This window comes from Labilibaculum antarcticum (assembly GCF_002356295.1).
Taxonomy (GTDB): Bacteria; Bacteroidota; Bacteroidia; order Bacteroidales; family Marinifilaceae; genus Labilibaculum; species Labilibaculum antarcticum.
In genome coordinates, this window is sequence record NZ_AP018042.1 from 4,215,713 (window position 1) to 4,237,739 (window position 22,027).

The window sequence follows — 22,027 nt, forward strand, 5'->3', positions numbered from 1 at the left end:
ATTTACAATAATTTCCAAAGCAAGCGTAAATTTTTAACGAAATAGGATTGTTTGTATGGAGTTAATATTGCTGCGTAACAATTAGCAATTCGTCAAAAAAGCGAAGGAAGGATTTGTACGTGCCTGTGGGTGATATGCGGAAGTTATTGTAATTTAGTAATGGAAAGCAGATGTGGTTTTTATGTTCTTTTATATTCTTACTAATAAGAACAATGGAACACAATTCGGAAAAGGATTTTAAACATCTCTTGCGAAAAGTGAAATCGATGCGTCAGAATATTTTTTAGTCTTAAAGATAAGCCAGATAAAATTGCCAAAGAATTAGCTTGCTTCGTCCGTTAGTATGACTACTTTTGTTGCATTGTATTTGGTCGTATCATTAGGATTGATCAGTCTTTTAAAATGGAACCGGATTGCGGCGGGCATAGCTGCTTTTACTACGAATATCGTAATGGGCATTTTCATCTTTAGCTTAACTATTATCTGGGATCGCAAATTATTTTGGGAAATCAGATTTTGCTTTTCCTGATCATTTGGATACGTTATTCTTTTTTACGTTAATCGATTCCGGTTCTTATGTTTTACTTCCACTTGTTGTGGGAGGGGTCATTATGGTAATAATTCCTGCTTTCATTTTTTATATTTGGTGAAAAGGATTATAAAAAAAAGGAACGGACTTGTTGTTAATCAGCAATACAGAGAAATTATGAAGGAAAATAAATATGCACTGATAACAGGAGCAAGCAAAGGATTAGGCAAAGCATTTGCATTTAGATTGGCTTCGGGGGGTATTAATTTGCTCTTGGTTGCTTTACACGGGGAGGGTTTACCAGAATTGAGTGCCAAAATAAAGAACCAGTTTGGGGTTGAGGTTGATTATCTTGAGATTAATTTGAGAGACTCTTCTGCTGTTCATGAAATTGCCGATTGGTCAAGTAAAGTTGATGTAAGCATACTTATTAACAATGCTGGCATAGGAGGGGCAAAACCATTTGAATTGGCTAGTGTCGAGTATTTGGATGCTATGATTTCGATTAATATTAGAAGTCTGACCTTACTAACCTATTTGTTATTGCCAAATTTAAAAAAACAGCCTAAATCGTATATTCTTAATGTTGCCAGTATGGCTTCGTTTAGCCCTATTGCATTTAAAACCGTGTATCCTGCATCTAAGTCTTTTGTTTACAGTTTTTCGCGCTGTTTGAAAGAGGAATTGAAGAATACGAGTGTTTCCGTTAGTGTTTTGCATCCAGGTCCTATGAAAACAAATGCGGAGGTAAGTAAACGAATCGAATCACAAGGTTTTTTGGCTAAATTAGGAATTCAGTCTCCCGAAGAAGTTGCAGAAATTGCCATTCGTAATTTAATAGGAGGGAAGACGATGATTATTCCTGGCTACATGAATAAGTTCAATTGGTTGATGATGAAGATCATTCCCACAAGAATTGGAGTCCCAATAATTTCGAATATTGTAAAACGGGAGATTGTGACACAATTGAAATAATTGATTTGTATAGATATAACTTATTTTTAAATTGATTATAATGTTACAAACATATTTTGACAATATCGAGATTATTGTCGTGCTGTTGTATGTTGTGCTTGGAATATCTCTTAATTCCTACCTTTTAACTTTTGCAAAACCATTTCGTTTTTTGCTGGCAAAATATTCCGGCGAAACAGCAGCCAAACGGAGCGTTTATCTGCAACGATTTATGGGGATGTTTTTCTATGGCATTGTGCCGCTTGTAATCGTGCTGATACTGCTGCAGGGCACTCTTCGAGATTATGGTACCGTGCTTACAGATCCATCAGAAACATTGTTGTGGGGAATCCTGTTTGCGGCTATCATCATTCCGTTAACACTCTACAATGCTAAGTCACCTTCTAATCTGGCTGTATATCCGCAAATCCGTTCAAAGAAGTGGACGTTAAACACCTTGCTTCTTAGTGGTTTAACCTGGGCTGGCTATCTGCTTTTTTATGAGTTTTTATTCAGAGGCTTCTTACTGTTTGCCTGCCTAAGAGAATTTGGTGCGGTGCCTGCAGTTGCAATTAATATGATGATTTATTCCGTAGCACATATTCCTAAAGGAAAATTAGAAACAATTGGAGCCATTCCTTTGGGCTTGCTTCTTTGTGTTGTTACCCTTGCTACAGGATCGATTTGGTTTGCTTTTCTGGCGCATGTAATTATGGCGCTAAGCAATGAGTGGATCTCATTGTATCACAACAAGGATATAAAATTGGCAATTAAGTTTTAATAATGGTGATAAAATGAATATTCTGATTACAGGAGCTACGGGCTTCATAGGGACAAGACTAACGCTAAAGTTAGCAGAGAAAGGGCATTGTGTGCATGCTTTGTATCGCTCGGAAGAGAAGGCGAAAGCGATTAAACACCCAAATGTAATCTTGTTTAAAGGGGACATTACTGATTACCGATCTGTTGAAAAGGCTGTGAAATCATGCGAAGTGATATTTCATATGGCTGCCTATGCCAAAGCTTGGGCGAAAGATGCCGCTACTTTCAACAGAATAAATGTTCAGGGAACTGTGAACGTACTGGATGCCGCCCAAAAGGAAGGAGTCCGGAAAATAGTTTACACTTCTACGGCCGGGGTTATAGGACCATCGAATTGTGAAAGGGTTACTGAGGATACGCAACGGGATATAGAATATTTCAGCGAATATGAAATAACGAAAGCACTGGCAGAAGAAAAGGTGCTGGAATACATTCACAAGGGACTTGAAATTGTTATTGTTAATCCAACCCGGGTTTACGGACCGGGATTGCTAAGTGTAAGCAATGGGGTAACGAAAATGATTAAGCTTTATTCAGAGGGTAAATTCAGATGGATTCCGGGAGATGGGGAAAGTGTTGGGAACTACGTTTATGTAGATGATGTTGTTGAAGGGCATATTTTGGCTCTTGAAGAAGGCAAGTCGGGTGAAAGATACATTTTGGGAGGTGCCAATTTCTCATACAATGATTTTTTTGAACTTCTGGCTAAAGTTTCTGAACGAAAACTTCGGATGATGAAGCTTTCTCTTTCTTTAATGCTTGGTGTAGCACACCTGTTTCTGCTGCGAACAAAGCTATTTGGAACACCACCATTGATCACTTCGGACTGGGCGAAACGCTTTCTTTATAATTGGGAGGTCTCAAGTGCAAAAGCACAAGAGGAGCTCAATTATCAAATAACTCCGCTGGATGAGGGGTTCAGAAAAACTCTTGACTGGCTGAAAAGCAATGAGGGTAACAGTTAAACTGATTTACGATGAAAACGTTCAGGATAATTTTGCTCAATATATTCTTTTGTAAACAGATGAGTAGAAAAGTAGAATACTAATGGAGATGCTTGCAGCCAATACCCCTATTTATGGTTTTAATGCTGTAATCATGTTAATTAGTTTATTCTTATCTATTGGTTTGGAAATGTATTTGTCAAAACCAGAAGCAAGTATTTTTTCTTTATCGTTTGATAGTGCAAAGGCAGTTTGAGCAATAATAGGTATGTTACGATCAAATTCTCTAATTCTTCGTGTTGCTTCATATCCATCCATAACAGGCATGTTAATGTCCATTAAAATAAGGTCAATATCCCTTTGATTACTGTATATTTCAAGCGCTTCAGCTCCATTTTTTGCAAGTATTATTTCGCGGCTAATATCTTTGAGGATAATTGATAAATATTTAGAAATTGCTTTTTCATCCTCGGCAATCAGTATTTTAATTCCGTTTTTGTCAGACTGCTCTTCATTCTGTGATTGAAAATCTATGATTGATTTTGTTTGTGTCATCGAACTTAGAGGTAAAGTAAATTGAAAATTTGAACCTTTTGATTTTTCAGAATCAACCCATATTTGGCCTCCTAATGCTTCTACATAGGCCTTTGCAATAGTCAAACCTATTCCCGATCCGTCATAACTTTTTGAATTCGTAATATCTTCTTGTTCGAATCTATTAAAAACACGATCGAGTTTGTCGTGTGCAATACCTACGCCTTGGTCTTTTACCGAAAACTTAGCATGTCCTTTATTTCTTCCTTCTAAACACTCACATTCAATTTGTATCGTGCCCTTCATTGAAAATTTAATTGCGTTTTTAATCAAATTCGTAAGAATAGAGGTGAATTTTGCTTCATCTGTTTCCATTACTAAATCGTTGTTTTCAGATTCAGTAATGAATTCTAGTTGTATCCCTTTTGCTCCAGCTTCCGGTTTAAAAAAAGAACACAAATTTTCTATTTGTTTCGTAACATTTAATTCGGTCTTCGAGATTTTAATTTGCCCCGCTTCAATCATCGAAATATCAATTAAATCATTCACGGTATTTAGAAGCCGATCACCACTTTGTTTAATAATGTTGATGAACTCATCTTTTTCTTCCCCCGTAAAATCGGAATCTTGCAATAGGCTTGTAAAGCCTAAAATGCCATTCATTGGAGTTCTGATTTCGTGACTCATGTTGGCTAAAAATGCTGATTTTAAGCGGTCACTTTCCTCTGCATTTTCTTTCGCTTCAATCAATTCTTTTTTGATTTTTAACTCTTTTGTGATGTCACGGGAAGCTTTTGTGAACTGTAGTAATTTATGATTTTCATCAAAAACAGGTGAAATATTGACTTGCTCAATATATAGTTCCCCATTTTTCTTTTTATTGGTGATTTCACCGCTCCAAATTTCTCCTTTCAAAATTGTCTGCCATAAATCATTGTATATTTGTTTTGGTGTTTCTCCCGATTTATGAATGCTGGTGGACTGACCAATGAGTTCTTCCTTTGAATATCCGGAAGTGTAACAATAGCCTGGATTTGCATAAGTAATAACACCCTTTAAATCGGTAAGAGCAATTGGGGAAAGACTTTGATCAATTGCCGAGTACAGACGTTGAATTTCCAATTCATTCTTTTTTCGGGTGCTGATGTCGTTAATAATTGAATAGATAAAAGATTTACCATGAAGCATGATTTTCCCACTAAATACCTCTACATCTCTTATTTCATTGTTTGCTAGTTTGTGTTTGTATTCTGCGCTGAAGTTCCCGCATTTTGCTGTTTTATTTATTTCGTTGGTTACAAGCGAAGCAGGATCTATACTAAGATCCTGAATAAAAAGTGTCAATATTTCCTGTTTGGTATAGCCGTAAAAGTTACAGGCAGATTGGTTTGCATCTTCAATTTTCGCATTCTTAGCATCGATCAATATCATTGCCGATGCGTTTTCGTTGAAGAGCGATTCGTATACCAGTTTGCTTTCTTCAGCTTGTTCTTTCGCCCTTTTCAGTAGCTCGATGTATTTAACCCGCCTAATAAATATACCGATGTTGTGGGTGATTATTTCCAGAATTTTAAGATCATTATCAGAATATGCCTTCTGATTGGTGTAATCCTGCACCGCAATCACCCCAATGGCTTGATTGGTTTCCTTGTTGATGATTGGAGCACCCATCCATACTGCTGAAGGTTCTTCAATTACTTGCTCATTGCTATCAGCATATACTTGTTCTTGTTCTTTACCAACAAAAATTTTACCGATTTTGTTCCGACGCACCAAATCGGTTAAGCTGCCTCTTAATTCGGAAGAATAGTTTTCCGGGTAAGACGCACAGGCATCAACGCAGTAGGGGAAGGAATATTCTTGAGACTCTGAATCGTACAAGGCAATGTAAAAATTATTGGCGCTTATCAGCTTTTTAATTCCCTGATGAATTTTCCCCAGGTAATTCGAGAGTGAGTTTTCGGTAAATGATAATTCCGAAATCTCATAAAGAAAGTGCTGAATTTTTTCTTGCTTTGTTTGTTCTGTTATGTCACTGTAAATACCTCCGGATCTTAATTTTCCAGCAACAGTAACCGGGAAATTTGATAGTTCAAAAATACGATCCTTAATCTGAACTGTTTTCCGAATTATCGTGTCGTTTGTAAGTACGTTTTTAGGTGAAGCAGTAGAAGCAAGATGAAAAGGATTGTTTGGTATTTCTTCATCTCGTTTGTACTTTATTTCATCTTTACTTTTGTTTATAAATTCGCATAGACTCTTATTTACATTCAGGTATTTCTCATTTTCGTCCTTAATGTATATCATATTGGAAGATGCGTCCACAAATGCGGATAAATGATTATTACTTTCATTCAAACGTTCCTGATCTTCCTTTTTATTGGTAATATCAATTATGAAACCATCATAACTCTCCGTTTTATAATCTTTGTTTTTAATGGCCTTGGCGGTCATTAAAATCCAGATAGGACTCCCATCTTTTCTTTTAAATTTAATCTCTTTATTTTTAATCTGAGCTTTTGGTGAAATATCATATTTGGCAATTAATTTTTCCCTTGTATGGGCTTCAAAATAAAAATCAGCTATGTTTTTGGAGAGCAATTCCTCATCTTCCACAAAACCAAGTATGGAAAGCATTTCATTATTTACCATTGTGAATCTACCATTCTGGCTTGTCTGAAAGAAACCAATGGGGGCAAAATCGATAATGTTTTTGTAATATTTATCGTTTGAATTAGTTGTCATTTAAGAGTTATTTTTACAAAATCAGTAACTATTTGAGCTGTTTTCCTTATTGAAAAGACTCTTTCGTTTTACAATTTTAAACTGCTACTGTTTTAAGATTTCAATAAAATAAGACTGCCTATTTTTCATACTCAATAGAAAAAAACACAGGTGCCAATATAATGATACTAATGATTAAACGGCGGTAAAAAGAAAATGTTTCAAGCTTTTATTTAGTAAGGGGGCATTTTTTTATTTGTGAATTTCTACGGGCTTTTACCTGTATAACATATTTGTTATGTTTGTTTTTCTACTTAATAGGATTATTTTTTTAGTGTAAAATATTAGAGGGGGCGTAATTGGTTATTTAAAGGGGGCGAATGGGCTATTGTGTGCTTGTGTTGAGTTTTACCAGTATCGTTTGAATGTTTATTTATAATCAAAATAATAGATATGATTGAGTGTAGTTATGTTTTGCGTGAGGATTTAAAAAAATATTAAAAAAAAGCAGTTTACTAAGTCTTTACTCAAAAGACCCCCATTGCTGGCAATGAGATTGTATTAAAATTGAGGAGGGTTTGTTTTTATCTGCCCGTTTTGCGACTATTTGTGACAAAACTTTTGAATTACATTTCTAATGTTTTTATCGAATGGCAGGTGCTTTACTCGAGTAAATAAGAAGAATACTGATTGAAATACTCGCAGCCAAAACTTCTGCAAGTAAAATGTATTTCGGCCCAATTTTTTCATCCATGTAAATGGCTTTTGTAATTCCCAAAAAGAAAAGAACATTCCGGTTTGGTTGAATTGCCGAGCTTGATTGGATGAGTAAAGCAACACTTGGGATAATGGGAATGTTCCTTTACATATGTTTGTGTTTGATGATGCGGATTACGGAAACTCTCGAGATGCTACCTATGTTTATGGGACAATTTCTCCAAGAACGATTTTTTTTGAATCAGTTTAGGAAATGTTTTATAGGCTAATAGAATAAAGGTGGCGAACTGATTTTCATCGGTACCGCCACCTTCCTTCTAACTAAATGTGTATCGATTATGAATGTTTATTTTAAGTAACTAGTCACTGCATCCTTTCTTTCCTGAGCGTGAGATTTAAGTGTTTCCACAGCTGAGTCGAAACTAGAATTGGATCCAAGAAAAGAGTATCCTGATTCTTCTGCGTAAGCATAATCTTTAATTAAATTGTAATAAGTTGTGTATGTATCGCTAAGTTCTGATGGAATAAATACCTCGTTTACAAATTGTAGTAAGTAGTCATCATATATTTGTTTGTACTCTTCATCATCAATTAGGTAGCTGATCAAAGGCCACGAGGAGCTAACTTCATTTAATGAGAAGCTTAAAGCACCTTGCAGTTTTCCGGCCTGGAAAGCTTCATTATTGTCCCAAGGAATCCATGTTAGTTTGTTTGTATTTAGATCGTTGTATAGATAATAATTGTGTGTCATGTTGCCGTAAGTATCCCAGTTTTGAATTACAGTATTGGCAGCTAGCCATTTTAAGAATCCGTCTACGTTAAAAATATTTTCCAAATTACTTTTCCATTGAGCTATATCGCTAGTTCTGTCACTACTGTTGATGATGGTGTAGAGTGATTTTACATCCGTATAGTCAGCTTCGTCTTCGTTGGTTTTCTTTTCCATTTCGCTCTCGTCAAAACTACCACTTGCAAAACTTGCAGCATCACCATCTGGTTTGTACAAATTACCCGAACCATCGGTAAATTGGGTATCTATAACCGTATCATCAACTTCTTCCACCAAAGTGTATACTCCATAGTATTGGGAACCGGAACCATTGTCTACGTAAATAACACAAAAGGTAGTTTGGGATGAGGCCAATCCGAACTCACGGAACAAATCAGCTCCCACTTTTTCGCGCATTAATGACAAATCGTCGAAGTTATTGTTCAGGTTTAGTTGTTTAAAACCATAAAAACGTTGGTTCTTTAAAGATGGGTAATCATCTTCAAACTCATCAAAATCAAGCTTGAAAGATAGCTTCTTATTTCCTGATTGATAAGCAGAGCTTAAGCTTGAGTTTCCTTTGTAACGAACGCCAACATGGTACCATTCTGTATCGTTAAAATTAAAAGAACAAGGCACCCAAATTGGATCGAAATCGCTTGTTGTTACCTGGCCTGGTCTTCCGGAATTACCACCTAAATTTGAAGATAAGTCTGATTGCATATCCGACCAATCGTCCGAATCTATTTTGATATCGAAACGCAATACTTCGTTTTGATTAAAAACAGTAGCGTAATCCAATTCTGCACTTTTACTGTGCGTTGCATCTGTCCAGTCAGGATAAGTTTCGGTATCAACAATAACTTCTTCTTCACTTGTTTCGGTTGTCTCTTCAATTGCTTCATCATCGCGACAAGCGAATGTTATTCCTATTAAAAGGGCCAGTAGGTATAGATATTTTGATTTCATAATATTTCGTTTAAAATTTTAGTTTATAACCCAAACTTACAATGTGTTTGTTTTTGAATTCATTCTGAAAGTAATCGAACTTGTAACTGGCTTCGATGTAATTTTTCTTGCATATTTTATAATCCGCACCTAGAAAATAACGCATTTTACTAAGGTCACCGCCGCTTACTTCCTGAAAAGCTTCCAGACCTGCAAAAGGTGTTATTTTGCATTTTTTGATGTTGTATTTTAACTCGGTTTTGTAGCGTAGTAAATTACCGTTTGAATCATCATCAGAGTCGTTGGTGTAACTAATCTTAAGCGATGGCTCGAATCGGAGGTATGATTTTTCGTATTTTACATTGAATGAATACCGATTGTCGTATTCGGTGCTTTTGCTTTCTCTTTCATTTGCATAAAACCGATAGCCTGTTCCTAGTGATAGGTTATCTGTTAAGCTGTAAGAAAGTTTTCCTTCCAGTAAGTATTTGTCTAAAGAAAAGCTATCGTCGAATCGAAATTCTGGACTGATACTCAACTTCAGATTTTTAAGCAACTTGGTGCTCGCAGTAAATGAGGTTCTGCTTTGAAAATCATTTTCAACTTCCTGAGCAATTGCAGTGTTCGCAATTATCAAAAGGAATAGAATAAGGTAGTGAGTCTTTTGTGTTATATTTTTCATGGTTTTAATTTTCCGGTTTGATACTTACTTTTGGCCATTAATATTGTAGTAGAGAGTTATTTCTGCTACATCTCGTAGGAAATCAATCTTTTCAATTTCGTATCGACTGATGTTGATACCTGTTCTTTCCTGAAAATCAAGTAGCATCTCCTCATGTTTATTTTGGTGAACAAATTCAATTTTTTCATAAATGAGCTTGATCGATTTCTCTTGTTTTAACATCAGTTTTTTCTCTAAAAACCAAAGACCTGCAACGATGAGCGAGTTGGTGAGTATTAGTTCTGCATAACTTACTTTCTTATTCGAAAGGGCATTCATTACTGATATTCCGATAATGATGAACAGGTAAGTCATTTCCTTGATTGGAATGGCATCGGTTCGGTAACGAATAATTCCAAAAATGGCGAACAAACCAAGAGCAAATCCCAACTCCAGTTTCACACTATTCAAAAGGAAGCAGAGTAAAAAGACGATTACACCAATGGCGAGATAGCTGAAATAGAAATCTTTTCGACTGCTGTTTTTCGCATACATACAATGTGTTACCAAGAAAAGTAGAAAAGTGTTAAAGGAGAATCGAACGATTAGTTCGGTGAAATCACCAACATTAATTAGTTTGATTCCTAAAAAACGCAATTCCTCTTCCCAATTACTTATTTCGGTTACGAGTGGTACTGCATTTGTAATGGTGTCTGAAATTTGAATTAAATCGAGCATATTTAATTAGATTAGTTGATAGTTTGTTTGAGTAACTTTTTCAATGTTTCTTATTTTTGCTTTAAAGGCATTTTGCTTAAGGTTTGGATTCGTCATGCTTCTGCCTACGCAGTATTTGCTAAATCCATTGTTCTTAATTCTATTTTTGCGTAAGGCCAATCCTAATGGAGAGGAACTTGATTTCCCATCCGATTTAATTTCAACAATTACCAAGTTATCGAGCGAAACAATACTGTTCGATACTTCAAATTCGATATTTAAATCAATGGTGCATCTTTCTTTAAAATTTTTGTTCACCAAGGTCAGACGGGTAAACTTATTTTCTAGAGAGGGTTTTAATTCTGCCGCAGAAAACGGTGTTTTTGAATTAATAAATTGATCCTCTGTACTTGTGAATTCAGAATAGCTTTGAGTACTGGGAATTCGTTTTTTAATGGTTCGACCCTTGTTGTTTTTGAATTTGATCTCCAAAAAACTGATTCCCGAATTAACGTAGCTTCTTCTTCTAATTTTGAAGCGATTCAATTTGCCATTGTGATGTGCCGAAAACATGAAGTTTTTCTTCGTATCATAGTAAGTCGTTGCGTATGGTAATTGATATTCACCATCAATATGTAAGAGATAATAATCTTCTTCCACCTGTTTTAATAGATCTGGCAGATAAGCACCATGAAACCAAAATTTATGATCGGTTCGGTTCATCAATTTCACCTTGTCCATCTCCTTTAGCTCTATTGAATCAAAATATTTTGTATTCATAATTGCCTTTGTTTTAATTAATGATGTTTCAAAAATATTACAGAAGAGGGTCTTTTGGAAAAGGAATCAACGAATGGGCGGATTTTATCAACGAATGGACATTTTTATTTATTAGTTGTTTTTGATACCACAATGCTATTTCAAAATGAGTGGATTTATTTGGCATTCGAATTGTTCTTTAATCTGTGAAAACAATACTGATTTACTGTAAGTCTTGTTTTTATTGGGGTTGAAAAGAGTCCTGAATATGACTTTTCCTACACAATTGTAGGATATCGCTCAGAAGTGCTAACCGAAATGTAAAATGAAAGCATATGTCGATAGGGAATGCAATAAGGTTTATGAATAATGCGGATCGTGATTCCAGTTTTAGAAAATCGCTTTATAAAATAAATGGGATCGAAGAATTTCAAAAGTTTCAGAACAGTGAGGATCTGGAGTTTTCAAATGATGAATTTGAAGAAGCTTTTAATCATTTGCATTCTGAATGTCAGTTTGCTGAACAGGCAGATACGCTTTTTAACCTGAAACATTTATTTGAATTAATCATTTGTGATACAAAATAATACATCTATGAGTACTATATACCGGGAGTTAACAAAAATAAAAGGTCTGATTGAAGAATTGGGATTTACAATTTCTTACCCTTATGATGATTTGTTATTTGTAGATAGTAATGCTTTCTTGATTCAGTTTGATGATTCGAAGAAAGATTCCTTTTTTGCTTTTTTTAATGAAAGCATGAATGATGCTGTTGTGGCCGATCTGGTGGAAAAAATGAAAGGATTGGCTCTTGCTAAAAAGCTTGAAATTAAATCGAAAGGTAGGTTTCAAATGAAACAAAAGGAGGGAAGCGATGAAGAATTGGAGTTGGAATTTATTTCCTGATCATCTAGATCAGGAAATTGTTATCGATAAAATTCTGGAACTTTTCTTTGTATTGATCACTTATGGGAATGTAAACATCATTAAAAATAATTCGGTTACGTTCTATGGTCGTTATTTTTTGCAGGTTTACAATGTAGGAGCGGTGAACTCTCATGAATGTTGAAGAGGGCAGTTTTTCTTCGATCTTTTTCATGCTAAGCAATGTCATTAAGGGTTTGGCATTTTCAAGATGAATGCGCACATACTCCCTCATTCCTTCAATGTAAAGAATATTTTCAATCTCGATTCGGATGATTTTGTATTCGGATTTAATAAACAAATGGTTCGAGCTTGCTTTAAGATCTTCAGTGCCAATTTTTATACGATCGAAGTGTGTTTGCGCCTTTAGTGCAGATTTTAAAAAAGTAGCATAATCAAGCGGTTTTAGTATGTAATCAAGTGCATTTACCTTAAATCCATCAAGTGCATATTCACTATAGGCAGTCGTGAATATAATTTCAGGACCATTGTTTAGCGATTTAGCCATGTCCATTCCATTCAAATCGGGCATGTGAATGTCCAGAAAAATCAGGTCTATCTTGTTTTCATTGATGTACTGTAAAGCATCCATGGCATTGTCGAAACCGGCTTGTAAATTTAGAAAAGCAGTTTTCTCAATATATCCTGTAATTTGCTTCAGAGCCAATGGCTCATCGTCTATGGCTATGCAGTTAATCATTTTTTAAAGGTATAATTAGTTTTACTTGATATTCATTTTCAGATTCAATAATGTCGAAGCTTTGCTCACCATCGAATAATATATCCAGTTGTTTACGCAAATTGACCAATCCTACACCAGTTCCTTTTTCTATTTTGGACTTAGGTGAAACACTGTTTTTTATTTCAAAAGATAGCTGTTCTTGATCTTGTTTTGCATGAATGGAAATATAGGATTCTTTGGAATAACTAATGCCATATTTAAAGGCATTTTCTACTAAAGAGATAAAGAGTAAGGATGGGATTTTTTGATGATCATCTGGTATCTCAAAATTGACATCAATCTTCACTTTGTCTGAATATCTAATTCGCATCAAGTCGATGTATGAGTTTAAAAATTCAAATTCGGCTCTGATTGTTGCTGTTCCCTGTTGAGATTCATTGAGCAAATATCTCATCAGTTTTGACAGTTCAATTACCGATTTTTGTGCTTGAACTTGGTCTATTTCAATTAGTGCATGGATGTTATTAAGTGTGTTCATGAAAAAGTGCGGGCTAATTTGAGTTCTCAGAAAAGAGAGTTCTGTTTCCAGATGAATCTTCTCTTTTTCCTCGCGTTGCAATTCTTCTTTTTGTCTGCTGATTCCCAGTTTAATTGCATTGTTAAAGCCAACAACCAAAAATGAAATAATCATATTCTCAAATATGAGATAACTGAAAGGTTTGTTTCCTCTTAGTTGTGAATGCCTGCCAAAGGGTGGCGGTTCGGGAAACGCACCCATCGAATCAGGTGACATTGGTCCTTCTGGATGCATTGGGATTCTTTCTGGACCTGGCCCTTGAAACAAAAAATCGTGTAATATTTGGGGTAAATTGTTAAAAACAGAAAATAAAATAACAATTGTTAATATTGAAATAGAATACCCAATCAGCTTTTGTTTGAAAAAAAGTTTGGGAGCCAATAAGCTGTTGTTGATAATGAAAATCAGTAAAAAAGGAAGGATACGAATCCACTCCAGAATAACTCTGTCCCAATTGAATTCATCGCCGCCTTTTAGGGTGAAAACAGGTAGGGATAAAACCATCAACCATAGCAATGCATAGATCAGATTCTCGCTTCGTTTTTGTGTAATTATCATATTAGGTAAAGATTGTTTCTGTAAAAATATCCAAATAATTCATTTTTTTGTGAGAGAGATGCAAATAGTTCTTTTATTTATGATTCGTTTTTATCATTTCTTAGAAAGGCATCCAATTTTAAATTGAATTAGGCTTTGGCCAGCTTCCGAATGGCTGTTTCTCAAATTGCATACTGCCATCATCTCCTTTAAAAATATTAATCCAGGCCTGCCAGTTTTCATTGTCCATTTCAGGATAATCCATGCGATAATGACTGCAACGGCTTTCTTTCCGCATCAGGGATGCTTTCAGTTTCATTTCAGCAGTTGTAATCATATTAACCGTTTCGTGGGCCAATCGCAATTCGTGCATATCAGCTGCTCTTAGCATGGGAACATGGTGATCGCGTAATTCTTCAACATAGGCTAGAGCAGCCTTAAGCATGTTCTCTTTTTTTACATACAAAACAAAGTTCGGAATCATGATTCCTTGTAAGGTTTGGGTTACCCAAGCCGGACTGTAACCTGCTTCCCGATGCAAGGGAGCCAATATTTTTTCTTTAATGTCTTGAATTTTACCTTTAGAAATTACATGCGTGCTTATATTGGCAGAATATTCTGCAGCAGCTTCGCCGGCAATTGCCCCCTGAACAGCTGAGCCTGCTAATGATGAGCCTATTTGAGTATAAATACCTCCAGACATGTGAGAGCCGAGAGCATCGCCCGCAGCATACAATCCAGGAATGTTCGATTCACATTTGTCGTTAATGGGTACGAGTCCTTCCGATTTGTGTATGGCCATTCCTGCAGATGATCCACCTACTGATACACCACCCATTCCTGGAGGGCCTCCACCTTCACCTGACTTTTCTCCTCTTGGCGGTCTTTTACCATCTTCGGGTCCATTCATAGGTCCCTCTTTACGATTTTCTTGTCCACTTCGATTGAATTCATCTGGAGTGAATGGTCCACCAGAAGTTTTCTTATTGGCTCCAGCACCCGGAGGACTCATTTGCACAGGATTTCCATTGGTGTAGGCTACGTAGTTCAAGTCAACACCTAAATCGTGATGGACTTCAATACCATTCACACTTGGTTTGCGTTCGAACATATTGTGCCATCCATTGAAACAGTCAGCGGCATTTGTGGCTTGTCCCAGGTGGCCATCATTCCATTCTTTTCCTGTTACTTTGGCTCCAATATTATAAGCCATTATTGTTCCATCGTGAGTAAGGTCACAAATGGGGAACCCATTAGGTTTAAACCCTCCAGCTCCGGTACAAAGAATAACACTTTTTGCATTAAAAATGTAAACCTTCTCATCATCGAGACTAAAACCTGCAGCGCCGACAATTTTACCCTGCTCTTTTATTAAACTGGTGATTACAATTCGTTCCAGTAAAGCAATTTTTCTTTCGTTTATCGGTTTGCTGAATGACTTGTTGTACAATGCAGAATCGAAAAATCCCCATTCGCGAAGCTCTTGAACTCTTGCGAACGAGTGTTCAGCCATTTGTTTGGTGTATACCGAGTTGTTCGATCCCAATGCGGAACGAGAAACCGTAGCAGTAAATTCATCAATGGAGACTTTCGCTGTGTTTGGATCGTAAGCAAAAATACCTTTGGCAAAAGGCGTTTGCCCCGATGAACCAAGTCTTCCTTTTGAAATCATCACTGTTTTCGCGCCGGCATCATGTCCCTTAACAGCTGCAAATAGTCCAGCCATTCCACCGCCAATAACCAAAATGTCAGTTTCTTCTTCTATGTATTTTAATGATTTTAGATCAATATCTGTTTTGTTTGCAGCCCAACCTGCAATACCCATTGAGGCAAGAGTCGCCATGCCAATTGCTCCGCCGGCCAGTCCCATAAATTTTCTACGGGTTATTTCATTTCTGTTATTTGTATTTGTCATTTGGTATCCTCCGATTTTTTTAAAAGGTAGGTTTTTAGTAATAAAAATATTCCGATCCCCGAAAGGACAATAATGAAGATGAACATAGCTGAGTGGATGTGTCGTCCCAGATCAATTATGTGCCATGCGGCTGTTGCAATAAAAGCAATCGATAAAATTCCATGAAAGACTCTCCATGTTTTGTAATTCATTCCTAATCTATTTCGAAAAATAGAGCTTACACCTAAAATTAGCATCAAACACCATGCGATTATCCCAAGAACTATTCCTGTACTGTTTAAGCTTGTGATGATGGTGAAAAAAGCATCAATTGGTTCTACTCCCGATTCAAAATACCGAGGAAGAACAAGTAGAAAAGGATGAATCAGCAAAATAGATACAAATACATATCCAAGGTATTTGTGCAGTTTCAGTACTTTGCTCATTTTATGATCTTTTAGGATGTTTTTGTTGCTGCGAGCCAGATAAAATTGGGCTAACATCATGCAAAAGGCAATGATAGTGAGTAATGAAATTCCCTCCTTCAGAATACTGCGTGCAGGGTAATTTCCTAAGCCCAGAAAGAGGATTGGCAATCCAAGAAAGATAAATACTGCCGCTATGATATTAATTTTTTTAATTCGTTTTTCCATAATTACCCCCATGAAACAATTACTGGTATCGATTTTTCCGGAGTAATTGTAATGGCATCTACCGGACAATACATTCTGCATAAGTGGCAAATTTGACAATCTGCCGGATATTTTATAGTCGCTTTTTTTGTTTCCGGATCCAAACGAATTACGTCGGTAGGGCAGGTTTTTACGCAAATTCCGCAACCTATACATCCGTTTATATTTTCTATAGCCATCGCTTTGTTTTATGTGATGATATTACCTTTATATGGTAAAGTAACATGATCGTATCCAAGGGAGGAAATCGGATCAACGAATGGGCAAATTTTATCAACGAATGGGGGAATTAGAATTACAGGAGGGGAGTTTCTTGCTTCGGGAAATATAGCTTTAAACTGTATGTAATGAAAAAAAAATACCAGAACACCCACATTAGGGTAGTTCTGGTAACTAGCACACTACTATTATTCTTTCTTAACGTCTTTTTTGAGGGCCATTTTGTTTGGGCTTATTCTCTTTCAGAAAAGCTTCAAACTGTTCTTGTTGTTCGGGTGATAAAATTGCTTTCACTTCTTTCTCAAATTTTGATTCGAACGCATCCATTTCGTTTTTACTCGGTTTTGAGTTTTTTACTTTCGCAGATATTTCTTTGAAATGAGCAGTGTATAAATCTGAAAGCTGTTCGCTTTTTTCATCTGTTAAATCAAGAGTTTTGCTTAATTCGCTCACCATTTTCTTGATTTGTGTTGTGTTTGGAATTGGAGGAGGTCCTTGCTGTCCTCCCGGTTGGGCTTGCAAAAGGTTTCCGCTAATCGCTGTTATAGCTACTATCATTAGTATGCTTGCGATTTTCTTTATATCTGTTTTCATGATTGTAAAATATTAATATTTGTGTTTTTATCGTCAAATTATTTGGTGTCACGTACTAAGCGGATGTAATTCAGAATGCGTACTGCATCGCCCTGTGGACCGTGCCCTTCGGAATATTCACTTGGATCACCCGATTTAGGATCGCTACGCTGTGCTCCGGCACCGTGCACGTCTGTCCAATTGATTGAATCCGAAGAAGAATCGATATTGTCTGTAGGAGGAGGTCCTTGTTCACCTTCCGTTGGGGGGTTTTGATCATCTGGCAGTATAGTAGACTCGTTTCCCATGGCGCGACCAAAAGCAACATAGGCTCCCCAACCACCGTTATTATCATTACCTGTAGTTGCGTGTGTTGTTCCACTCCAGTAAAAAGGATAATCAACTTCACCAGCTTCGTTCGTTATTTGTGTGCAGTTAAAAATTGGATTGATAGCTGCAGAAGCAGATGATTGTGGAGAACGGGAATAGTCAACAATACTCTGCAATTCTTTTGCACTTGGTAAGCGCCAGTCTGAACGACCTGCGAATTCAAAGCTTTCGGCATAAGCAAGAGCATTTTGCCAATTCATACCTTCGTCACTATCATCCTGCATCCACATTAAATCTGTTGCTAAATCGCTTATTGTTCCATCGGCATTGTCCGAAAAATTATTTTCACCATATGTCGTGTTACCACGAACCATCAAATAGTTAAATACTTTCGCTTGTCCCATCATAGTTGTTCCGTAGCCTTTAATACGTCCATCTGCAAAGTTGACACCAAAAACCATCTCGATTTCAGTATTACCAACAGATACATTAGTTGAGGCACATTGTACATCGATCAAGCGTTCGCCTGCATCGGTATCACCATAATTGAAGCCAAAATAATCGGTATTGATAAAAGGTGTTAATCCTTCGGTTGAAGTTCCTTCATAACCACTAATATCGCGACCGCTGAACATCATTAAGGAGTATTGTTCTTTGATTGTAGGTACTCTCCAATCGGTATAATCTCCTGTAGCCACCTCACTGGCTAAAGCTAGTATTTCGGCATAAGTTAATTTGTCGTCATAATTGATAAGTCCATCACTGTTGTGATCCAATGTGTTTTGCCACATGAGTCCGGTTACCATATCTGTTACGGTTCCATCTCCATTGTCAACATATTGCGGTGTAGTTCCTGGATAATTCGCATTTTGGCCATAAAAATCATCGCCCGAAGAGGGAGTCGAGATATTTGTTGTATTGTTGAAAGCGGTAGATTGATTTGTTCCAACAATAGGGTAGCCAGAAATGTCTGGTAAGTTTTCAGTTATATTTTCACTATCAGAAATAGTGTCATCATCGCTACAAGCGAATGTGCTGGCTAATAATGCTAAAGAGCTTATTAAAATCCAATTTAGTCTCATACCTTAGAGTTTTAGTTTCTAATTTGATACTAAGGAATGAGATTTTATTTTTATACTAAAAAGGAATCAATGAATACTCGAATTTCATCTACGAATTGGTTTATCGTGTCAATTTACTATTTGTTAATGGTGGGTTAGGTAAGCAATCTTAAATTGTAATTCTAATGACTCACCCAAAGATCATATATTTCAACTTCGCCGTATGCTGTTGCTTTATCTCCTTTACTCACATTTGATTGTGTGTAGCAACCAGCCTTAAAATAACATCCATTAGCATTTACTTTGTAGGTGTAGATGTATTCATCATTGTAATAGCATTTTACGCCTCCCTCTTCAGCGATGAATTTAACTGTGAAAATATCTCCTAATTGATAATCGGAAGTAAGAACAGGACCATCATTTCCATTTTCATCAATAAACAGCTTGTCGTTTTCCAGACGGAAAACAATCACATCATCATTGGCATCGTGGATTTGCCCAGCAACTACATGTTTTTTGTAATCGGGTAGGTGAGTAATGGCTTGTTTGATATACATCGTATGTGTGCCTGAAGTTGTGCTCCAGCTAGCTTTTGAATTTGAACCGGCGTAGTTGGGATTCATCTCACGAAGCTCACTTCTGGGGTAGCCCGAACCAGATGTGGTAACACCTCCACAATGTGCTCTGAACACAACACCATCTTCCGAACTGTTTACATGGAAATAGGTGTCGTGCTTAAAAATTTCGAGTTCCGGCTGATAAATGTCCATTGGATTATCGTTATCGTCAATTTCCGAAATAGGTAATGTCTCTTCCCAGCAGCTTAAATTAAGGATTGAAGCTGGATATTTAGTGGAAGCGATATTCTCATCGTCATTCTCGGGTTCTTCAATTTTTGCTTCAGTGGAATCTTCCTCTGTACTATTCTCTTTTGAACAAGCTAAAGTAAATGTTATTAACAGAGCAAAGAATGAAAGTCGTACAATTTGTTTGAAGAATGAATTTTTAAGAATCATAAGGCTTGTTTTTTTGATTTTCACTTCGTTAAATTACATTAATTTAATTGGTAGACCAAAATAAATAAAAATAATTTTGTCAGATCTTTGCGTTTAGGTTTCGTTGCATTTTAGTTAGTTCTGTGCTAATTGTGGTCTGTGTTCATTTTTTTTATGGATCGTTTTTTAAGCTTATGGAATCGATTGTTAATTGCGTAATTTAAAATAGTTTTACGTATTGGTCAACCAAAAGGTTGTTCGTTTGTATCAATGTGATGCTTTTCATTTGTTCCTTCAAAAATTTGAAACGGGTGACTATCTATAATTCCTCTACCGCCAATATGACTAAGATGATAGCCTTTTTCGCCAGATAGTTGAACTAGCGTCTGGGCAGATTCCTGCATTAAATCGTTCACAATGGTTTTCACACTATTGGGCTCAATTTCATCTGCCGAAAGATCATTTTAGATACTGCTTTTTTTACTGCTTCGCGAGCAAAATGCCGAGCATATGGTGAAGGCAGTCTGAATTTTAGAAATTTGAAATTGTACCTGATCGTAAGAGATTAAACTCTTGCCTCCAACCATTATGTTTTTACATTGATCCAAAGCTTCAGCCATCATTCTTTTTATAATACCGAGTCCCATGCCTGGGGATTGCATTCTGCTTCGATGCAAAATATCTAGCATCATTTTAATACCAGTAGTTTCTGGTTCTAGTTTGAACTGTTTTGGGATTTCTAAATCCAGCTTGTTTTTGCCGTAAGGGATCATGTATAATCCAAGGTTGTTGTAGTACTCCTCAACAACAACTTATTGGTTTTTTTGAGTCACATCGCAAATGAAAAAACCGACATCTCTTCCCAGTTGTCCATCCTGTTTACAGATGCTTTGGGTTTCTATTGTTGGTTAAAGAATGTATAGGTATGTTGAAATCCTTATTATTTATTTGTCGTGTTTTTTTTTCGATTAGTTTGGTTTGTAATATTGCTTTTTATTTAAATCACTCATCAGTAGTGTTATATGGCGGATTTCAATGAGGTGTGCGGAGTAGGTTTATTAATAAATGTTAAAAATAGGATGGTTTCGGAGTGGCATTTACCTTGTTTGTATTAGTCGAGTAAATCTGCAATACGGGTAAATTTATTGATTAGTCTTTTGTGTGGAAATACAGACGACTCAATATTTTCTAACTCTTAATGTGTATTGGTTGATTGTGTTTATGTTTTAAAAGGTATCTGTTACGATATGAAATATTACAATCAGATTGTAATAAATGTATCTAATCCGATTTTCGGGTTTCTCTTTATTGCATCTCAAGAGCAATAAAGGGTGTTTGTTTTACTTTAATTTCAGCAAGGCTAAATTGGTCTACCAAATTATTGTTTGTGCTTTTCTATTGTTTTTTTCCAAATCACAACACTCTAAGTAGTTTTTTTTATAAAAACTACAACGTTTGCAACACTACTATGCATAGGTGATGTGGCGGTTACGATTTTGTGTTATTGATTGTCTTTGAGTAGTTGTGTTTTGTGTTTTAAGAAATGTTTATAACTTTGGTGCACCAGTTAAGGGTTGAGCAGATTCTTGCTGGTTAAATTTGTGTTATGGAGATTTTGGAGAGTTTTAAAACTATTGAGGTAGAAAGTCCAGTTGACAAAATAATCCGTCAGATCAGAGATTTGATCATTGCAGGATATTTAAAAACAGGGGATAAATTACCATCGGAAAGAAGGCTTTCGGAGAAATTCGGTATTGGTAGAACTCACATTAGAAATGCGATAAAAAAATTGGAGTTCTATGGTATATTAACAGCAAATCCACAAAGCGGTGTAATTGTTAATGGTACCGACATGGTTGCTATGCAAGGTTTGATTACAAATGTAATGAAGATTGAAAGTCCTGATTTCTTTTCCTTGGTGGAAACAAGATGCTTTATGGAGGCGTTTTCTGTTCAACAAGCAGCAGTAAGGAGGACTGAAGTTGACATTTTAAAACTTAGAGAAGCTCTTGCCAATTTCGAGGAGAAGGTGATTAATAACCTACCTGCCGAAAATGAAGATTTCATATTTCATCTAAAAATTGCAGAAGCATGTCACAATTCTGTGATTAAAACTCTAATGTTAATTGTTTTACCTGATATTCTTGAGATGTATCGTCGTGAAAATCTTTGTGCTAAAGAGGAAGCTGGAAAATCATTAAAGGAGCATCGGAACATTTTAGAAGCCATAGTAAGTCGAAATTCAAATGTGGCAAAAGATTATATGAATGAGCATCTTAAGGATGTTCTGGAATTCAGTAAAAGGAAACTAAATCTCTGAAATTACCTGGTTTAGTAAATGGATTTCCAATTATTAAACCAAGTGTACGAATACAAAATAGTATTCAAATTATTGTTAATCACTTTTCTGTTGAACCGTGTCGTAATGGGCCCTTTGCATTGTTTAACTTTTTTTAAGTGTT

19 protein-coding genes and 1 pseudogene are annotated in these 22,027 nt (G+C 36.1%); 6 read left to right on the forward strand and 14 right to left on the reverse strand.

Annotated elements, in window-relative coordinates; all coding sequences use genetic code 11:
• The first annotated feature begins 706 nt into the window (after positions 1–706).
• Genes ALGA_RS16725 through ALGA_RS16735 form a run of 3 tightly spaced genes read left to right on the forward strand, consistent with a single transcriptional unit; the run spans position 707 to position 3,270 of the window.
• Positions 707–1,504: an SDR family NAD(P)-dependent oxidoreductase gene (locus tag ALGA_RS16725; protein ID WP_096431108.1), complete on the forward strand. Its 798-nt coding sequence runs from the start codon at positions 707–709 to the stop codon at positions 1,502–1,504.
• 40 nt (positions 1,505–1,544) lie between these two features.
• Complete coding sequence (locus ALGA_RS16730; protein ID WP_096431110.1) at positions 1,545–2,264, forward strand: CPBP family intramembrane glutamic endopeptidase; 720 nt, start codon at positions 1,545–1,547, stop codon at positions 2,262–2,264.
• A 13-nt stretch (positions 2,265–2,277) separates the two neighbouring features.
• Positions 2,278–3,270: an SDR family oxidoreductase gene (locus ALGA_RS16735; protein ID WP_096431112.1), complete on the forward strand. Its 993-nt coding sequence runs from the start codon at positions 2,278–2,280 to the stop codon at positions 3,268–3,270.
• Between the two features lie 111 nt (positions 3,271–3,381).
• Here the strand turns inward: ALGA_RS16735 and ALGA_RS16740 are convergent, their stop codons facing one another.
• From ALGA_RS16740 to ALGA_RS16760, 5 genes are all read right to left on the reverse strand, one after another.
• Complete coding sequence (locus tag ALGA_RS16740) at positions 3,382–6,528, reverse strand: PAS domain S-box protein (protein WP_096431114.1); 3,147 nt, start codon at positions 6,526–6,528, stop codon at positions 3,382–3,384.
• Positions 6,529–7,570: 1,042 nt separating this feature from the next.
• Positions 7,571–8,962: a CotH kinase family protein gene (locus ALGA_RS16745; RefSeq protein ID WP_096431117.1), complete on the reverse strand. Its 1,392-nt coding sequence runs from the start codon at positions 8,960–8,962 to the stop codon at positions 7,571–7,573.
• Positions 8,963–8,972: 10 nt separating this feature from the next.
• Positions 8,973–9,623, reverse strand: coding sequence for a DUF2490 domain-containing protein (locus ALGA_RS16750; protein WP_096431119.1), 651 nt, complete (start codon positions 9,621–9,623; stop codon positions 8,973–8,975).
• Between the two features lie 24 nt (positions 9,624–9,647).
• The gene (locus ALGA_RS16755) at positions 9,648–10,340 is read right to left on the reverse strand and encodes a DUF4956 domain-containing protein (protein WP_096431121.1); all 693 of its coding nucleotides are present in this window, start codon (positions 10,338–10,340) and stop codon (positions 9,648–9,650) included.
• Positions 10,341–10,346: 6 nt separating this feature from the next.
• Complete coding sequence (locus tag ALGA_RS16760; RefSeq protein WP_096431123.1) at positions 10,347–11,099, reverse strand: polyphosphate polymerase domain-containing protein; 753 nt, start codon at positions 11,097–11,099, stop codon at positions 10,347–10,349.
• A 314-nt stretch (positions 11,100–11,413) separates the two neighbouring features.
• Between ALGA_RS16760 and ALGA_RS16765 the strand changes: the two genes are divergently transcribed.
• Together ALGA_RS16765 and ALGA_RS16770 are read left to right on the forward strand one after the other, a co-directional pair.
• Entirely contained in the window at positions 11,414–11,665 is a 252-nt protein-coding gene (locus ALGA_RS16765) for a hypothetical protein (protein WP_145957657.1), read from the forward strand.
• A 7-nt stretch (positions 11,666–11,672) separates the two neighbouring features.
• Positions 11,673–11,987 (forward strand): hypothetical protein, encoded by a 315-nt coding sequence (locus ALGA_RS16770; protein ID WP_096431127.1) that lies wholly within the window; start codon positions 11,673–11,675, stop codon positions 11,985–11,987.
• A 4-nt stretch (positions 11,988–11,991) separates the two neighbouring features.
• On the opposite strand, the gene ALGA_RS16775 is transcribed toward ALGA_RS16770, so the two are convergent.
• The 9 genes and pseudogenes from ALGA_RS16775 to ALGA_RS23400 all read right to left on the reverse strand — a co-directional run bounded on the left by ALGA_RS16775 (position 11,992) and on the right by ALGA_RS23400 (position 20,338).
• Complete coding sequence (locus ALGA_RS16775) at positions 11,992–12,705, reverse strand: LytR/AlgR family response regulator transcription factor (protein WP_096431129.1); 714 nt, start codon at positions 12,703–12,705, stop codon at positions 11,992–11,994.
• The gene (locus ALGA_RS16780; protein WP_096431131.1) at positions 12,698–13,822 is read right to left on the reverse strand and encodes a sensor histidine kinase; all 1,125 of its coding nucleotides are present in this window, start codon (positions 13,820–13,822) and stop codon (positions 12,698–12,700) included. Before ALGA_RS16780 ends, ALGA_RS16775 begins: the two co-directional genes overlap by 8 nt.
• Positions 13,823–13,940: 118 nt before the next feature.
• On the reverse strand, positions 13,941–15,716 hold the full coding sequence (locus tag ALGA_RS16785; protein WP_096431133.1) for an FAD-dependent oxidoreductase: 1,776 nt from the start codon (positions 15,714–15,716) through the stop codon (positions 13,941–13,943).
• Positions 15,713–16,348 (reverse strand): ferric reductase-like transmembrane domain-containing protein, encoded by a 636-nt coding sequence (locus ALGA_RS16790; RefSeq protein ID WP_096433713.1) that lies wholly within the window; start codon positions 16,346–16,348, stop codon positions 15,713–15,715. The genes ALGA_RS16785 and ALGA_RS16790 overlap by 4 nt, the downstream gene beginning before the upstream one ends.
• Before the next feature lie 2 nt (positions 16,349–16,350).
• Positions 16,351–16,566, reverse strand: a complete 216-nt coding sequence (locus tag ALGA_RS16795; protein ID WP_096431135.1) for a 4Fe-4S dicluster domain-containing protein — start codon at positions 16,564–16,566, stop codon at positions 16,351–16,353.
• Between the two features lie 238 nt (positions 16,567–16,804).
• Complete coding sequence (locus ALGA_RS16800) at positions 16,805–17,200, reverse strand: hypothetical protein (protein WP_096431137.1); 396 nt, start codon at positions 17,198–17,200, stop codon at positions 16,805–16,807.
• Between the two features lie 38 nt (positions 17,201–17,238).
• Positions 17,239–18,591: an Lcl C-terminal domain-containing protein gene (locus tag ALGA_RS16805; protein WP_096431139.1), complete on the reverse strand. Its 1,353-nt coding sequence runs from the start codon at positions 18,589–18,591 to the stop codon at positions 17,239–17,241.
• Between the two features lie 161 nt (positions 18,592–18,752).
• The gene (locus ALGA_RS16810; protein WP_145957658.1) at positions 18,753–19,586 is read right to left on the reverse strand and encodes a polysaccharide lyase family 7 protein; all 834 of its coding nucleotides are present in this window, start codon (positions 19,584–19,586) and stop codon (positions 18,753–18,755) included.
• Positions 19,587–19,807: 221 nt separating this feature from the next.
• Positions 19,808–20,338: pseudogene (locus ALGA_RS23400) on the reverse strand (acyl-CoA dehydrogenase family protein).
• Between the two features lie 833 nt (positions 20,339–21,171).
• Here ALGA_RS23400 and ALGA_RS16825 point away from each other — a divergent pair.
• Positions 21,172–21,885 carry a FadR/GntR family transcriptional regulator gene (locus ALGA_RS16825; protein ID WP_197705596.1) on the forward strand — a complete coding sequence of 238 codons (714 nt, stop codon included), beginning with the start codon at positions 21,172–21,174 and terminating at the stop codon, positions 21,883–21,885.
• Positions 21,886–22,027 lie beyond the last annotated feature (142 nt).

Bases quoted from the DNA above. Each gene is read 5' to 3' on its own strand.
- ALGA_RS16725 (WP_096431108.1), top strand. From the start codon at position 707: ATGAAGGAAAATAAATATGCACTGATAACAGGAGCAAGCAAAGGATTA.
- ALGA_RS16730 (WP_096431110.1), top strand. From the start codon at position 1,545: ATGTTACAAACATATTTTGACAATATCGAGATTATTGTCGTGCTGTTG.
- ALGA_RS16735 (WP_096431112.1), top strand. From the start codon at position 2,278: ATGAATATTCTGATTACAGGAGCTACGGGCTTCATAGGGACAAGACTA.
- ALGA_RS16740 (WP_096431114.1), bottom strand. From the start codon at position 6,528: ATGACAACTAATTCAAACGATAAATATTACAAAAACATTATCGATTTT.
- ALGA_RS16745 (WP_096431117.1), bottom strand. From the start codon at position 8,962: ATGAAATCAAAATATCTATACCTACTGGCCCTTTTAATAGGAATAACA.
- ALGA_RS16750 (WP_096431119.1), bottom strand. From the start codon at position 9,623: ATGAAAAATATAACACAAAAGACTCACTACCTTATTCTATTCCTTTTG.
- ALGA_RS16755 (WP_096431121.1), bottom strand. From the start codon at position 10,340: ATGCTCGATTTAATTCAAATTTCAGACACCATTACAAATGCAGTACCA.
- ALGA_RS16760 (WP_096431123.1), bottom strand. From the start codon at position 11,099: ATGAATACAAAATATTTTGATTCAATAGAGCTAAAGGAGATGGACAAG.
- ALGA_RS16765 (WP_145957657.1), top strand. From the start codon at position 11,414: ATGTCGATAGGGAATGCAATAAGGTTTATGAATAATGCGGATCGTGAT.
- ALGA_RS16770 (WP_096431127.1), top strand. From the start codon at position 11,673: ATGAGTACTATATACCGGGAGTTAACAAAAATAAAAGGTCTGATTGAA.
- ALGA_RS16775 (WP_096431129.1), bottom strand. From the start codon at position 12,705: ATGATTAACTGCATAGCCATAGACGATGAGCCATTGGCTCTGAAGCAA.
- ALGA_RS16780 (WP_096431131.1), bottom strand. From the start codon at position 13,822: ATGATAATTACACAAAAACGAAGCGAGAATCTGATCTATGCATTGCTA.
- ALGA_RS16785 (WP_096431133.1), bottom strand. From the start codon at position 15,716: ATGACAAATACAAATAACAGAAATGAAATAACCCGTAGAAAATTTATG.
- ALGA_RS16790 (WP_096433713.1), bottom strand. From the start codon at position 16,348: ATGGAAAAACGAATTAAAAAAATTAATATCATAGCGGCAGTATTTATC.
- ALGA_RS16795 (WP_096431135.1), bottom strand. From the start codon at position 16,566: ATGGCTATAGAAAATATAAACGGATGTATAGGTTGCGGAATTTGCGTA.
- ALGA_RS16800 (WP_096431137.1), bottom strand. From the start codon at position 17,200: ATGAAAACAGATATAAAGAAAATCGCAAGCATACTAATGATAGTAGCT.
- ALGA_RS16805 (WP_096431139.1), bottom strand. From the start codon at position 18,591: ATGAGACTAAATTGGATTTTAATAAGCTCTTTAGCATTATTAGCCAGC.
- ALGA_RS16810 (WP_145957658.1), bottom strand. From the start codon at position 19,586: ATGATTCTTAAAAATTCATTCTTCAAACAAATTGTACGACTTTCATTC.
- ALGA_RS16825 (WP_197705596.1), top strand. From the start codon at position 21,172: ATGGAGATTTTGGAGAGTTTTAAAACTATTGAGGTAGAAAGTCCAGTT.